17 protein-coding genes are annotated in these 14706 nt (G+C 58.1%); 3 read left to right on the top strand and 14 right to left on the bottom strand.

The genetic code is table 11. The annotated features are described in order from the left end of the window. Nucleotides 1–78: 78 nt before the first annotated feature. From queC to aspS, 14 genes are all read right to left on the bottom strand, one after another. Entirely contained in the window at nucleotides 79–753 is a 675-nt protein-coding gene (queC, locus tag TMS3_RS13665; protein WP_025165839.1) for a 7-cyano-7-deazaguanine synthase QueC, read from the bottom strand. Nucleotides 754–860: 107 nt separating this feature from the next. Further along, nucleotides 861–1508 carry a 7-carboxy-7-deazaguanine synthase QueE gene (queE, locus tag TMS3_RS13670; protein ID WP_025165840.1) on the bottom strand — a complete coding sequence of 216 codons (648 nt, stop codon included), beginning with the start codon at nucleotides 1506–1508 and terminating at the stop codon, nucleotides 861–863. 115 nt (nucleotides 1509–1623) lie between these two features. Further along, a complete protein-coding gene (gene ybgF, locus TMS3_RS13675) occupies nucleotides 1624–2436 on the bottom strand; it encodes a tol-pal system protein YbgF (RefSeq protein ID WP_025165841.1) in 813 nt (270 codons plus the stop codon). Nucleotides 2437–2442: 6 nt separating this feature from the next. Further along, a complete protein-coding gene (pal, locus tag TMS3_RS13680) occupies nucleotides 2443–2940 on the bottom strand; it encodes a peptidoglycan-associated lipoprotein Pal (protein WP_025165842.1) in 498 nt (165 codons plus the stop codon). A 69-nt stretch (nucleotides 2941–3009) separates the two neighbouring features. Continuing rightward, the gene (gene tolB, locus TMS3_RS13685) at nucleotides 3010–4308 is read right to left on the bottom strand and encodes a Tol-Pal system beta propeller repeat protein TolB (RefSeq protein WP_025165843.1); all 1299 of its coding nucleotides are present in this window, start codon (nucleotides 4306–4308) and stop codon (nucleotides 3010–3012) included. A gap of 5 nt (nucleotides 4309–4313) precedes the next feature. Beyond that, nucleotides 4314–5318 carry a cell envelope integrity protein TolA gene (gene tolA / locus TMS3_RS13690; protein WP_152985509.1) on the bottom strand — a complete coding sequence of 335 codons (1005 nt, stop codon included), beginning with the start codon at nucleotides 5316–5318 and terminating at the stop codon, nucleotides 4314–4316. After that, nucleotides 5315–5767, bottom strand: a complete 453-nt coding sequence (gene tolR / locus TMS3_RS13695; protein ID WP_025165845.1) for a protein TolR — start codon at nucleotides 5765–5767, stop codon at nucleotides 5315–5317. The genes tolA and tolR overlap by 4 nt, the downstream gene beginning before the upstream one ends. Nucleotides 5768–5800: 33 nt before the next feature. After that, a complete protein-coding gene (tolQ, locus tag TMS3_RS13700; protein ID WP_025165846.1) occupies nucleotides 5801–6496 on the bottom strand; it encodes a protein TolQ in 696 nt (231 codons plus the stop codon). A gap of 2 nt (nucleotides 6497–6498) precedes the next feature. Then, entirely contained in the window at nucleotides 6499–6951 is a 453-nt protein-coding gene (gene ybgC, locus TMS3_RS13705; RefSeq protein WP_025165847.1) for a tol-pal system-associated acyl-CoA thioesterase, read from the bottom strand. A gap of 52 nt (nucleotides 6952–7003) precedes the next feature. After that, on the bottom strand, nucleotides 7004–8056 hold the full coding sequence (gene ruvB, locus TMS3_RS13710; RefSeq protein WP_025165848.1) for a Holliday junction branch migration DNA helicase RuvB: 1053 nt from the start codon (nucleotides 8054–8056) through the stop codon (nucleotides 7004–7006). A gap of 6 nt (nucleotides 8057–8062) precedes the next feature. After that, nucleotides 8063–8668, bottom strand: coding sequence for a Holliday junction branch migration protein RuvA (ruvA, locus tag TMS3_RS13715; RefSeq protein WP_025165849.1), 606 nt, complete (start codon nucleotides 8666–8668; stop codon nucleotides 8063–8065). A 21-nt stretch (nucleotides 8669–8689) separates the two neighbouring features. Then, nucleotides 8690–9214: a crossover junction endodeoxyribonuclease RuvC gene (ruvC, locus tag TMS3_RS13720; RefSeq protein WP_025165850.1), complete on the bottom strand. Its 525-nt coding sequence runs from the start codon at nucleotides 9212–9214 to the stop codon at nucleotides 8690–8692. 173 nt (nucleotides 9215–9387) lie between these two features. Beyond that, entirely contained in the window at nucleotides 9388–10137 is a 750-nt protein-coding gene (locus tag TMS3_RS13725; RefSeq protein ID WP_025165851.1) for a YebC/PmpR family DNA-binding transcriptional regulator, read from the bottom strand. A gap of 165 nt (nucleotides 10138–10302) precedes the next feature. Then, nucleotides 10303–12078, bottom strand: coding sequence for an aspartate--tRNA ligase (aspS, locus tag TMS3_RS13730; RefSeq protein WP_025165852.1), 1776 nt, complete (start codon nucleotides 12076–12078; stop codon nucleotides 10303–10305). A 304-nt stretch (nucleotides 12079–12382) separates the two neighbouring features. Here aspS and TMS3_RS13735 point away from each other — a divergent pair, with 304 nt between their 5' ends. From TMS3_RS13735 to TMS3_RS13745, 3 genes are all read left to right on the top strand, one after another. After that, a complete protein-coding gene (locus TMS3_RS13735; RefSeq protein ID WP_025165853.1) occupies nucleotides 12383–13501 on the top strand; it encodes an HD domain-containing phosphohydrolase in 1119 nt (372 codons plus the stop codon). 255 nt (nucleotides 13502–13756) lie between these two features. Further along, nucleotides 13757–14023: an SDR family oxidoreductase gene (locus TMS3_RS13740; RefSeq protein WP_025165854.1), complete on the top strand. Its 267-nt coding sequence runs from the start codon at nucleotides 13757–13759 to the stop codon at nucleotides 14021–14023. A gap of 133 nt (nucleotides 14024–14156) precedes the next feature. Next, nucleotides 14157–14627: a Dps family protein gene (locus TMS3_RS13745; protein ID WP_025165855.1), complete on the top strand. Its 471-nt coding sequence runs from the start codon at nucleotides 14157–14159 to the stop codon at nucleotides 14625–14627. The last annotated feature ends 79 nt before the right edge of the window (nucleotides 14628–14706 follow it).

Consider the following 14706-nt stretch of genomic DNA (forward strand, 5'->3'; position numbering starts at 1 on the left):
TACCAACTGAGCTAACGACCCGACGCGAGGCGCATGATACTGATTTAATTCAGGAATTCAACACTTCGCGAAATATTTTTAAGCGTAACGCGTGGGATCGGCCAGACCCGCCGCCACAAAGCCCTCAGCACGCAGGCGACAGCTGTCGCATTTACCGCAGGCGCGGCCCTGATCATCGGCCTGATAGCAGGACACCGTCAGGGCATAATCCACACCATGCTGCATACCAGCCTGGACAATCTCAGCCTTGCTCATGCTCTGCAACGGCGCCCGAATGCGAAAGCCCTGCCCTTCGACGCCGGCTTTCGTCGCCAGATTAGCCATGCGCTGGAACGCCTCTACGAACTCCGGCCGGCAATCCGGGTACCCCGAATAATCCACGGCATTAACCCCGATAAATACATCGCGCGCCCCCAGCACCTCAGCCCACCCCAAGGCCAAGGAGAGGAACACGGTATTGCGCGCTGGCACATAAGTCACCGGAATGCCCTCACTCGGCCCTTCCGGCACCTCAATGCTGCTGTCGGTCAGCGCCGAGCCGCCGATGCCATTCAGGTTAAGCCCGATCACTTTGTGCTCGACCACGCCCAGCTGCCTGGCCACTCGCTCGGCCGCCTGCAGCTCTGAACGATGACGCTGCCCATAATCGAAACTCATGCTGTAGCAGGCATAACCCTCGGCTTTTGCCAGGGCAACCACAGTGGCCGAATCGAGACCGCCGGACAGCAGGATGACTGCTTTTTTTTCACTCATGGGGTGTTCCTCTTTATTACCGACCCGCCAGACTTGTTATAGGCGCGCCGAACAGCTTGAACAGCCATCTGGGACAGCGGAGTCCACAAGACAACAGCTCAGCCAACTCAGTGACCCGGCTCGTCATTCCAGAGAATTTTGTGCAACTGCATCTGCAAACGCACCGGCAGGTTGTCGGCCACTATCCAGTCGGCCAGCGCGCGTGCATTCAACTGCTGATGACTCGGCGAGAACCACACCTCACCGGCACGCTGATCCAACCGGTACTGGATCAGCTTGGACACCGCCCAGTCATAGTCTTCGCGCGAGCAGATGACAAACTTGACCTGGTCATTCGGCGTTAGCAGCTCGATATTTTCATAACGATTGCGCGCCACTTCCGCCGAGCCCGGTGTCTTCAGGTCGAGCACCTTGCTCACCCGCGGATCGACCGCCGAAACATCCAGGGCACCACTGGTTTCCAGCGAGACCTCATAGCCGGCATCACACAGCCGCTCGAGCAAAGGAATGCAATTGGGTTGCGCCAACGGCTCACCACCGGTCACGCAGATATAACGCGGCTTATAGCCGGCGATCTGCTCGACAATGGCGTCAAGGGACATGACCTCCCCCCCACTGAAGGCGTAGGCGGTGTCGCAATATTGGCAGCGCAGGGGACAGCCGGTCAGGCGAACGAATACAGTCGGCAAGCCGGCAGTGCGCGTCTCACCCTGCAGCGAGTAGAAAATCTCGGTAATTCGCAGGTTTTTTTGCATATAGCCACGGGCGTGACGGCTAAACAGGCCATCCGCCTCCGTTGCGGGAAAAGGGCGAAGATTCTAACGAAAAAACCCGCGACAGGCGCGGGTTTTCTTGATCGCATATTCAGCTTTAGGGTAAGCGCTGTAAATCACGCTGCGCCAATTGCGCCGCCGACGACCCCGGGTACTGGGCAATCACTTGCTGCAGAATGCCTTTGGCCTTGTCCACGTTACCCAGGCGCATTTCAACATCCGCCAGCTTGAACAATGAGTCAGGCACTTTTGCATGCTGCGGATACGCCTGACTGACCCTGGCAAAAGCCTGGCCCGCACCCTGCAGATCGCCCTTCGCCAGGTTCACTTCACCCAACCAATACTGAGCATTGCCGGCATATTGGCTGTCAGGGTATTTGCGCAGAAACGCCGAAAAAGCCTGGCTGGCCTTGTCGAAATCTTTGACCTTGATCAGATCGAAGGCAGCGTCATAAAACAGCTTCTCCTTCTCCGGATCGGCGGGCCCATTGCTGGCGGGCGACTGAGTCTGACCCACAGTAGGTGTTGGTGAAGCACTGCTCGCACCCTCACCCGAGGAATTCTGGGTGGCCGCAGCACCTGCTGCACCACTGCTCAAGCGTCGATCAAGATCCTGGTAACGCTCCAGGCCTTGTTGCTTCAATCGCTCAATTTCATTCTGCTGCTCTTCAAGCATACCGCGCAGCTGCGCGATCTCCTGCTGCATCTGTTGCAGCTGATTGAACAGCATGCCCTGCGCCGAGGCAGGGGCCTCAGCCCCTCCCCCGGCGTAGGCGCCGGACGTGTCATAACCAGGCGATGGGTAACTACTGCCGTAACCGGCATCGTTATCCACCACAGGAACCTCAGCCCAAGCCGCAAGCGGCAGGCTGAGCACCAAAACGGTTAAAGCACGACGGCACATACGCATGGCGAATTACTTACGCAGTTCGACGCGACGGTTCTGAGCCCAGGACTGCTCATCGTTACCGGTAGCAATCGCACGCTCTTCACCGTAGGAAACCAGCTCCAGCTGAGCAGGGGAAACACCCTGCAGTACCAGGTAGCGCTGCACGGCCTTGGAACGACGCTCACCCAGTGCCATGTTGTATTCACGGGTGCCGCGCTCGTCAGCATGGCCTTCCAGAACGACGCGAGCGCCGTTGCCTTTCAGGTCCTTGGCGTGAACGTCGAGAGCGCGCATGGCTTCCGGCTTCAGGTCGGAGCTGTCGTATTCGAAGTAGAAAGTGGTGATAGCGCGCAGAGCCGCTTCTTCACTCAGGCTGCCGTCAACAGAACCAGTGTCGGAACCGTAACCAGCATTCGGATCAATAGCGCCTTCGCCTGCAGCATCGCCGCCCTTGGAGGAACAACCAACAGCCACGGCGAGAGCCAAGCTCAGTGCAGCAAATTTACCGAATTTCAGCATTTCCATCATGTAACTCCTAATGAACCCCAGTGTGTTAAGCAGTATTTCAAGCAGTAGCAAAGGTGTAGCGCCGCATCAGTTCAGGTAGGGGGACCAGGAAGGCTCTCGAACTTCGCCTTGAGCGGTAGGAAGAGGGAGCCTAACGCGACCATTGGTGGACGCTAACATCAAGACTCCCCGACCCTGCTGGCGGGTGGCGTAGATTATCATGGTGCCGTTAGGTGCAACAGTGGGTGACTCATCCAAACTGGTATCAGAAAGAATGCGCAAATTACCCCGCTGAAGATCCTGTGCCGCTACTTTGAACACGGTATAACCATCCTGGCGGTGAATCATCACCAGGGTCTTTTCATCCGCAGAGAGTTTCGGGTTGGCGTTGTAGTTACCAACGAAGGTCACACGCTCAACCGCACCACTGGCGATGTTGGTTTTGTAGATTTGTGGCTTACCCGAACGATCCGAGGTGAAGTAGATGGTCTGGCCATCTTTACCCCAGAAGGGTTCGGTATCAATCGAGCCCTGATTGGTCACGCGACGCAGTTGCCGCGAGCCCATGTCCATCACATAGATTTCCGGGTTGCCATCACGCGACAGCACGAAGGCCAGGCGACTGCCGTCCGGCGACCAGGCCGGCGCGCCATTCAGACCTTCGAAATTGGTGATCTGCTCACGCCGGCCGGTATCGATGTGCTGTACGAAGATACGCGGACGCTTCTGCTCGAATGACACATAGGCGATGCGCCGGCCATCAGGAGCAAACGACGGCGACAGAATTGGCTCACGCGATTGCAGCAGGGTCACTGCACGAGCGCCGTCGTAATCGGAGCGCTGCAAGGTATAGCGCGTATTGTTTACCGAGAAGCGCTCGGCGGTGACATAGAGCATGCGCGTGGAAAACGCGCCCTTGGTTCCAGTGAGCTTCTCGAACGACTGATCGGCAATATGATGGGCCATGTCGCGCAGTTGATCGACTCCCCCACCCACGCTACCCGTCATCACCTGCTGTTCGGTGGCCACGTTGAACAACGCGTACTGAACCTGCAAACGGCCGCCACTGGGAACCATACTGCCAACCAGGACATATTGGGCGCCAAGAGCCTTCCAATCGCGATAGATGAGTTCACTGGCCTGAGTCGGCAGGCTGATCATGTTCTGCTTCGGGATCGGCTCGAAAACCCCCGTATTGCGCAGATCCTTGCCAATAATGTCGGCCATATCCTCTGGCAGCACGCTACCGCCCTGCCAACCAAACGGCACCACGGCAATCGGTGTCGCACGATCACTACCGCTACTGATCACCAGGGGGTCAGCCGCCTGAACATTGCCGACCAACATGGCCAGCCCCACCAGGACAATACGCATCAGGGTATTCACTGAGTTCAATTCTCCGGTTTGAATAAGACAGCGCGCTGCCTATATAAGCGATCAAAGGTAGCGCGATCCAATTGTTGCATTTCCGCGATACGCCCAACGTTGCGCACCGCTTGTACCGCCGAACTATCGAAAGCCGCATCACCACTGGAGCGGGTGACACTGGCATTGGTAATGGTGCCATCGGGCAACATCTGAATCAGTAACGCAACGCTCATCCCGCTACGGGCCGACATAGGTCTTTGCCAGCTTTCGGTGATCAGCTTAATGATCAAGTCATCAAGATTACCGGCCACCTGATCACCCAAGGTTTCGGCTAACGCCTGCTGATGACCGACTTCGTCAGACAGCAGCTCGGCCAATGCAGCAGCCTTCTTATCCTCAGCCGCTTTGCGGCTGGCCTCTTGAGCAGCTTTTTTCTTGGCATCATCGGCGGCTTTTTTCTTAGCAGCCTCAGCAGCGGCCTTTTTCTTGGCCTCTTCTGCTGCCTTCTTCTTGGCCTCTTCCGCCGCCTTTTTCTTGGCATCTTCGGCGGCTTTCTTCTTCGCCGCTTCGTCCGCCGCTTGTTTCTTGGCGATATCGGCCTTCTTCTTTTGCTCGGCGGCTTTCTTCGCCGCCTCAGCTTGTTTTTCCGCAGCGTCGGCCTTCGCCGCATCCGCTTTTTTAGCCGCTTCGGCCTTTCGAACCTCATCGGCTTTCTTTTGTTCCGCAGCCTTCGCCGCTGCCTGCTTCTGCTGCTCGGCTTTTTTCTGTTCCAGCTGTTCGGTTTCGTACTGCGGCGCAGCGGTTTTCTTCGCCTCGCCAGCAATTTTCTGGTTGGTCTGAGTGGTCGCCTGGCTTTGCGACTTCAATTGATACAAGGTTGCCTGCACGACGGGCCTTGCCGGCGGTAAATCCGGGGCAAAGGCAAAACTGACGAACAGCATCGCAAACATCAGGGTGTGCAGCGCCACCGCCCACACCACCGGCCAGAACAGGCTTTCCGAAGAAGAGCGCTCACGCTGTTGCATCAGGGCGCCTCGGTAATCAGCCCGACGTTACCCACGTCAGCCTGCTGCAAGCCACTCATGGCTAACATCACCGTACCGTAATCGACCGCCCTGTCTCCACGCACGAACACTTGTACTTGCTTACCCTGGCGACGGCTCTCAGCCAGGATGCCGGTCACCGCACGCGTCATCTCATCCAGAGTCATGGCCTGATCCTGCACGGTATCGACATCGACCTCGGTGCCCATGTTCCAGTAATAGGATTTGTCGGCCTTGATCGAAATGGTCAGTACCTGGGCGTTATTGTCTTGTGGCAGCACTTCGCTGCTGACTTTCGGCAGGTCGACCTTGACCCCCTGATTGAGCATTGGCGCGGTCACCATAAAGATCACCAGCAGCACCAACATCACATCGATGTAGGGCACCACGTTCATCTCGGCGACGGGCTTGCGTCTGTTGCGAATTCTGGCCATGGCTTGAAAACCTGTATTGAGAATGCCTAAGGCTTAGTCGTCGCGGGTGTGCACTTTACGGTGCAGGATCGCCTGGAACTCATCGGCGAAGGTGTAGTAGCGGCCGATCAGCATCTCGCCACGGGAGGAGAAGCGGTTGTAGGCGATCACCGCTGGAATGGCTGCGAACAGGCCGATAGCGGTAGCGATCAGGGCCTCGGCGATACCCGGCGCCACGGTGGCCAGGGTCGCTTGCTGCACCTGGGCCAAGCCACGGAAGGAGTTCATGATGCCCCACACGGTACCGAACAGACCAATGTAGGGGCTGGTGGAGCCGACTGTGGCGAGAAACGGCAGGCTTTGCTCGAGCTTCTCCTCTTCACGCGAGATGGCTACGCGCATGCCACGGGCCACGCCGTCCATCACCGCATCTGGATCGACACCTTGTTGCTGACGCAAGCGGGAGAATTCCTTGAAGCCGGCGCGGAAGATCTGCTCCAGACCAGAGTCCGGATCCGGATTGCTACCCGCCTGACGATATAACTTGGACAGGTCGATACCGGACCAGAAACGCTCCTCGAAGTTATCCAGGGCGCGCTTGGCGGCGCGCAGCAGTGTGCTGCGCTGGAAGATCATGACCCACGAAGTGACCGAAGCGGCCACCAGCGTCAGCATCACCAGCTGCACCACCAGGCTGGCGTTGCTAATCAAACTCCACATCGACATGTGGTCAACGGCGTTGGCTTCCACGCTTACTCTCCTGCTTTGGATGTACCCGGGCTGCTCAGGACGGCAAAGGCCGTACGCAAAGCTTGGGGAATAGCCCGGGGTTTCAAATTGTCGGCGCGCACACAGGCCACCAAAAACTGCCCCTCACAGAGCAGCACGTCATCCGCAGCCCGCCTGACCTGTTGACGAAAACGCAGGCTGGCACGGTTTAATTCGATTACTTGCGCACTGACCAGCAACTCATCGTCGAGACGGGCCGGTGCGTGATAGCGCGCCTCCGCTGAATGCACGACGAACAACAGGCCCTCACCCGCCAGCGTTGACTGGGCAAAGCCCAGGTCGCGTAGGCACTCGGTGCGAGCCCGCTCCATAAATTTGAGGTAGTTGACGTAGTAGACGATGCCGCCGGCATCGGTGTCTTCGTAATAAACTCGACAACGATGAGCGAAAGGCTGAACTCCGTTTTGCGCGTGCATACTGTAGTGCTAGCTCCTGAACTTGCCAATTGGCTACAGCAAGTATTTTTTCTTACTCGCCACTGCTGTCGAACAGGTCGGCGGTCGGTAATTCGCCCATGCGCTTTGGCACATTCAGGCCGAAATGCAGGTAAGCATGCCGTGTCACCACCCGCCCTCGCGGGGTGCGCATGATAAAGCCCTGTTGAATCAGGTAAGGCTCCAACACATCTTCGATGGTATGGCGTTCCTCACTGATCGCCGCGGCCAAGCTATCGACCCCCACCGGGCCGCCGTCGAATTTCTCCATCATGGTCAGTAACAGCCGGCGATCCTGGTGATCGAAACCACGCTCATCGACATTCAACAGATTCAGCGCCCGATCGGCGATCTCTCGGGTGATGTCACCCTGACCACGCACCTCGGCGAAGTCGCGCACGCGGCGCAGCAGTCGATTGGCGATACGCGGCGTCCCCCGCGCACGCCGGGCGATTTCAAACGCCCCCTGGGCCTCAATTGGCAAGCCGAGAATACCTGCCGAACGTGTGACGATGGTTGCCAGATCCTCGACACTGTAAAACTCCAGACGCTGGACGATACCGAAGCGATCACGCAACGGATTGGTCAGCATGCCCGCGCGGGTAGTGGCGCCGACCAAGGTAAAAGGTGGCAAATCCAGCTTGATCGAGCGCGCGGCGGGCCCCTCGCCAATCATGATATCGAGCTGAAAATCCTCCATCGCCGGGTACAGGACTTCCTCGACAATCGGCGACAGACGATGGATTTCATCGACGAACAGCACGTCGCCCGGCTCAAGATTGGTCAGCAGCGCAGCCAGATCACCCGGCCGCTCCAGCACCGGACCCGAGGTGCTCTTGATCGACACCCCCATTTCCTGGGCAATGATATTGGCCAGAGTGGTCTTACCGAGACCTGGCGGGCCGAAGATCAGGGTGTGATCCAATGCCTCGCTACGACCTTTCGCGGCCTGAATGAACAGCTCCATCTGTTCGCGCACACTCGGCTGGCCGATGTATTCGGCCAGCTTTAACGGCCGAATGGCTCGATCCACCTGCTCATCGCGGTCGCGGGGTGTGGCGGTAATCAGGCGATCTGCTTCTAGCATCTGGAGTTACACCATTCCCTTCAGGGCACGACGAATCATATCTTCACTGCTCAAACCATCTTCCTTAATAGCGGAGACGGCGCGACTGGCTTCTTGTGGTTTATAACCTAGAGAAATAAGTGCACTGACTGCATCATCCTCCGCGCTTGAGACTGCACCACCGGCGCGAGGTTCAACGACCAGGGTCGCCATACCCGGCACGGCCTCCCAGGCCTTGAAACGATCTTTCAGTTCAACCAGCAGACGCTCGGCAGTTTTCTTGCCAACGCCGGGAATTTTCACCAGCACCGAGGCATCCTGGACTTGCACGCAACGCACCAGCTCATCGACTTCCAGGCCGGACATCAATGCCAGCGCCAGCTTCGGACCAACGCCATTGAGACGGATCAGCTCGCGAAACAGTTGACGCTCGCGCTTCTCGAAGAAGCCATAGAGCAGATGAGCATCCTCACGCACCACCAAATGAGTGTGCAGGGTCACCGGCTCGCCGACTGCGGGCAACCGGTACAGGGTGGTCATCGGCACTTCCAGCTCATAGCCGAGCCCATGCACATCCACAATCAAATGCGGCGGTTGTTTTTCCGCCAAGGTGCCGCGCAAACGTCCGATCACCGCTGTGTTCCTTAAATAACATTACAAACGAAGGCGGCCACTGCGCCGCTTGGCGCCTGCCAGACCATGGGGAATCAGACTTTGCCGATGATGGGCGTGGCACAGGGCAATGGCCAGGGCATCCGACGCGTCGATCTGTGGCTTCTGCACCAGCTTGAGCAGATGCATGACCATCATCTGTACCTGTTCTTTATCCGCCCCGCCGGTACCGGCAATAGCCTGCTTGACCTGGGTGGCGGTGTACTCGGACACATCCAGCCCCGCTTCGACACCCGCTACAATTGCGACGCCCCGGGCCTGACCGAGCTTCAATGCGGAGTCCGGGTTACGCGCCATAAACACCTGCTCGATGCCCATGGTCACCGGCCCATAGGTTTCGATGACCTCACGCACACCCCGAAACACGATCTGCAAGCGCTCGGGCATCGACCCGCTGCCGGTACGGATGCAGCCCGAAGCGACATACTCACAGCTGCGTCCGGTGTCGCGCACTACCCCATAACCGGTGATGCGCGAACCGGGATCGATGCCGAGAATCAGTGTCATACCCTGCCATCCGACCGAGGCGCCGACCAGAGCCAGCCACCATACTGTTTATTTATCCAGCCAGCAGTATAGGGGCAGCCCTTCACATCGTCACCCGCAAAACAGCCATGAAAAAGCCGGAAGCGCCAAGGCAGCACATGCCCGACAACTTCCGGCTTACTCACAACGCTCGCTCAGTCTAGCTGTTCCATGATTTCGTCCGGAATTTCGGCATTGTGGTAGACGCTCTGCACGTCATCCAGATCCTCCAGCATATCGATCAGCTTGATGACTTTCTGCGCAACATCCAGGTCGTCGATCGGCGAACTGATAGATGGAATCATCGCAATCTCGGCCTCATCGCCCTCGAACCCTGCGGCGGTCAGCGCTTCGTTTACCGAAATAAAATCGGCGAACGAACTGAACACATCTATCGAACCGTCATCATTGACCACGACGTCATCGGCGCCGGCTTCCAGCGCCGCCTCCATCAAGGCATCCTCATCCACGCCCGGGGCGAAGCTGATCTGACCCTTGCGGTCGAACATGTAGGCAACCGAACCGTCAGTACCGAGATTGCCACCACACTTACTGAACGCATGGCGGACTGCGGCGGCAGTGCGATTGCGGTTATCGGTCATGGCCTCGACGATAATCGCCACGCCGCTTGGCGCATACCCTTCATAGCTGAGCTCTTCGACCTTGTCGCCGTCATCCGAACCCACCCCACGGGCAATGGCGCGATCAATGGTATCGCGCGTCATGTTGGCAGTCAGCGCCTTGTCGACCGCCAGACGCAGACGCGGGTTATCCGCTGGTATTCCACCGCCCTGACCTGCTGCAACTGTCAGTTCACGGATCAGCTTGGTGAAAATCTTGCCCTTTTTGGCGTCTTGACGCCCTTTGCGGTGCTTGATGTTCGCCCACTTAGAATGACCAGCCATAACTCACTCCGTATTCCTCTCATTCATTTCGATCACAGATCGATCTGAAAACCGTCACAAGCGAAGGCTAGGCAAGGTGAAAGGAGACGAGAAAGCGGAGTTTGCCGTAGCAAATGAGCATTTCGAGTCTCTTTCCAACGCCGCATAGCCGAGCGCAGTAGGTTTTTATTCGGCTTTCGGCTGCTCGCGCAGACGGATATGCAACTCGCGCAACGCCTTGTTATCCACGCCCCCCGGCGCCTGAGTCATCACGCACGCGGCACTCTGGGTTTTCGGGAAGGCGATCACTTCACGGATCGACTGAGCGCCAGTCATCAGCATCACCAGGCGATCCAGACCAAATGCCAGGCCCCCATGAGGTGGCGCACCGAACTTCAACGCATCGAGCAGGAAGCCGAACTTCTCTTCTTGCTCCGCCGCCTCGATACCGAGCAAGCGGAACACAGCCTGCTGCATCTCCTTGCGATGGATACGGATCGAACCACCGCCCAGCTCGGTGCCGTTCAGCACCATGTCGTAGGCACGCGACAGTGCGGTGCCTGGATTGGCTGCCAACTCTTCCGGGCTGCACTTGGGCGCAGTGAACGGGTGGTGCAGCGCGTTCAAGCTGCCGTCATCGCTCTCCTCGAACATCGGGAAGTCGACGACCCACATTGGCGCCCACTCGCAGGTGAGCAAGTTGAGGTCGTGCCCCAGCTTGATGCGTAGTGCACCCAAAGCCTCGCTGACAATCTTGGCCTTGTCGGCACCGAAGAACACGATGTCGCCATCGACTGCGCCAACGCGATCGAGGATTACATTGAGGTTGTCCAGCGGGATGTTCTTGACGATCGGCGACTGCAGGCCCTCGACGCCATTGGCACGCTCATTGACCTTGATATAAGCCAAGCCACGGGCGCCGTAGATACCGACGAACTTGGTGTAATCATCAATCTGCTTACGCGGCATGCTCGCGCCACCCGGCACGCGCAGTGCGGCGACGCGGGACTTCGGGTCATTGGCCGGGCCACTGAAGACCTTGAACTCAACATCCTTGAGCTGATCGGCAACGTCGATCAGTTCAAGCGGGATGCGCAGGTCCGGCTTGTCCGAGCCATAGCGGCGCATGGCTTCTTCATAGGCCATGTGCGGGAAGTCGGCGAACTCCACGTCCAACACTTCCTTGAACAGCTGACGAATCATCTTCTCGGTAATGCCCATGATCTCGCTTTCATCGAGAAAGCTGGTCTCGATGTCGATCTGGGTGAATTCCGGCTGACGGTCGGCACGCAGGTCTTCGTCACGGAAGCACTTCGCGATCTGGTAGTAGCGGTCGAAGCCAGCCACCATCAACAGCTGCTTGAACAGCTGCGGCGACTGCGGCAAGGCAAAGAAGCTGCCAGCGTGAGTGCGGCTCGGCACCAGATAGTCGCGCGCGCCCTCAGGAGTGGCGCGAGTCAGAATCGGCGTTTCCACATCGAGGAAGCCATTCTCGTCCAGGTAGCGACGAATGCTGGTGGTGATACTCGAACGCAGCTTCAGCTTGGCCGCCATTTCCGGGCGACGCAGATCAATGAAGCGGTAACGCAGGCGAGTCTCTTCGCCGACGTCGGTGTATTCGTTGAGCGGGAATGGCGGAGTTTCCGCCTCGTTCAACACTTCCAGCGCATAACCCAGCACTTCGATAGCGCCTGACGCCATGTTGGCGTTGCCGGCACCGGCCGGGCGCAGACGCACCTTACCGGTGATTTTGACCACGTATTCGCTGCGTACTTTATCCGCCGCGGCAAACGTCTCGGCACGATCCGGATCGAACACCACCTGGGCCAGACCTTCACGGTCGCGAATATCGAGGAAAATCACCCCGCCATGGTCACGACGGCGGTGAACCCAGCCGCAAAGAGTGATTTCCTGACCGTCCAGGCTTTCGTTCAGTTGGCCGCAATAGTGGCTGCGCATCATGGTGGTAATCGCTTCTCTTGAGTCTTGAATTCATTGGGTCGCAAAAATGCGACGCTCGTGACCAGCTTCTCGGTGCGCCGACAGCCCACACACCGACTTAACAGGCAAGCGCGGCACTCCGGCAATTGCGCCATCCCACGGCCCTGCAATCGAGTAGCGAGGCGCTTGCGCCTGACAGCTACCAACCCGGGCACCGTGGCAAAGCGCGAGATTATATATGGTTAAGCCGCTACGTGCAGCCGCCGCCCCTCCCGCTTTCGACAGGCAGCCCTATACTCAGCGCTAAACCCTATGGAGAGCGGTTATGAGTACACCTCACTGCGTCGAGCTGCCTAGCGAACTGCTCGAGGATTTTCGCCAAGAAGCCGCCGAGCAGTTCCAGCGCAGCGAACAACTGCTGATCGAACTGGAACACTCACCGGACGACAGCGAACGCCTACACGACCTGTTTCGCCAAGTCCACACCCTCAAAGGCAATCTCGGCTATATCGGCCTCAGCACGCTGATGCCACTGCCCCAAGCGATCGAGGACGTACTGGCTTGCCTGCGCGAAACGCAGCTGCGCTTTGACAGCCTGCTCGGCGACATCCTCCTGCTCAGCCTCGACCACCTGAAAGAGCTGATCGAGCAAGACCTCGGCGGCCGCGCCGCGCACCTCGACCCCAGTCAGCTCAGCGCGCTCAGCCAAGCCCTGAGCACACTAGCCTCCACACCTCCCGCGCGACAGACGGAAATCCGCCGCGCACTACTTCAACAACTCGACCCGAACACCCACCTACCGAAACCCACCCTCACAAACAACGCACAAACTACCGAATTGCTTGAGCGCTATGGCATCCAGCCCGATGCGGACCTGCTGTTTTTCATCGAACTCATGCAGGCCAGTGAACACCGCTCGCGATACTGGCATGGACGCGGCATGCGCCAGTTAGACCTGGCACTGGCCATCAACCAACTCGGCGACACAGCGGAACAACCTGCACAGCTGGCGGCGGCCATATGCCTGCACGACCTCGGAATGGCCTTTCTGCCCCTGGAAATGCTGCACAAGGAAGCCAGCCTCAGCAACGAAGAACGCCAACAGATGCAATCACACCCGCGCCTGGCTCACGATCTGTTAAAGCGCATACCTCATTGGCATACCGCCGCTGAAATCGTCCTGCAACACCAGGAACACGCTGACGGCAGCGGCTACCCGAAAGGCCTGCACGAGGCCGAGATCAGCCCAGGCGCTCTGATTCTCAACATAGTCGACACCTTCGACGCCCGCACCCACGAGCGCGCCCACCAGACCCTGAGCAAACGCCCATTGCTACGCGCCATTCTGGAGATCAACGGACTGGCCGGCAGTCAGTTCAGCCCTCACTGGGTTGAAGTGTTCAACCGCACCCTACACCTGCAGCCTGAACTGGCTCACCGCTGAGCCTTTGCACCCAAAACTCTCGCCTCGCAAGGCTCGCCAGCCTGCCATTTGGCCGCAAACAATCGGCCCAGGTTCAAACCAAGGAGTTTTAATGCAGCCGCTTGCAAGCAAGCTATCGCCACCGGCGCGAACTCGGGCACTGGTCAGCCCCCGACGCACGATTGACCACAGAAGATTGCCAACAGCTCAATGCCGCCGACCGAGCCGTCGCGCTCGCTCTTAGCCAAGGCCGAATGAGTGGACCCTCGCACCCAATTGAGCATCAGTAATGCCGGCGTAGCGGTTTCTCAAACCATCGCAGAGCTTAGCTATACGGATTTCGAATGGCTGATGACTATCAACTCCTGGGTGCGGCACATGGCACCTACCCGCACCAACCCAGAGCAGACTGCCAAGGTCATTGTCGACGGCATTAAAGCCAAGCGGCGGCGCATCCTGATCGCTAGTGATGCTCGACTGGATTCAGCGTGGCTGTCGACTTCCCACCCCAAGCCCCTGGCCAAACTCCTGCGCAAGAATTGAACCCCAGCAAGCCAATAACTTCTAACAATGGCATTTATTGACACAAGCCAGGCTCAACTCCGACAAGAGCCATGCTAGCCTTTGTTCATCCAAGAGTTCGTCCAGACTCAAGCCACCTGAAAGGAGAAACGGTATGGAAATCAATATTGGTATTGCCGAACAAGATCGCGCTGCCATCGCCGAAGGCCTGTCCCGCTTACTCGCAGACACCTACACCCTGTACCTGAAAACTCATAACTTCCACTGGAACGTCACCGGCCCGATGTTCAACACCCTGCATCTGATGTTCGAAGGGCAGTACACCGAACTGGCGCTGGCGGTTGACCAAATCGCCGAACGTATCCGCGCCCTCGGCTTTCCGGCTCCCGGCACTTACGCCGCCTACGCACGCCTATCCTCCATAAAGGAAGAAGAAGGCGTACCGAGCGCACCGGACATGATCAAGCAACTGGTTCAAGGTCAGGAAGCGGTGGTTCGTACTGCCCGTGGAATTTTCCCACTACTGGAAAAGGTCAGCGACGAACCCACTGCCGACCTACTGACCCAGCGCATGCAGGTACACGAAAAGACCGCCTGGATGCTGCGCAGCCTGCTCGACACTTGAAACACACGGTAACCAATACACAAAGGCCCGTTCGCTCGGGCCTTTTGCTAGGCGTAGACGTGCGCTTGTTCTATGCTCT

It is taken from the genome of Pseudomonas taeanensis MS-3 (assembly GCF_000498575.2).
Classification (GTDB): Bacteria; Pseudomonadota; Gammaproteobacteria; order Pseudomonadales; family Pseudomonadaceae; genus Aquipseudomonas; species Aquipseudomonas taeanensis.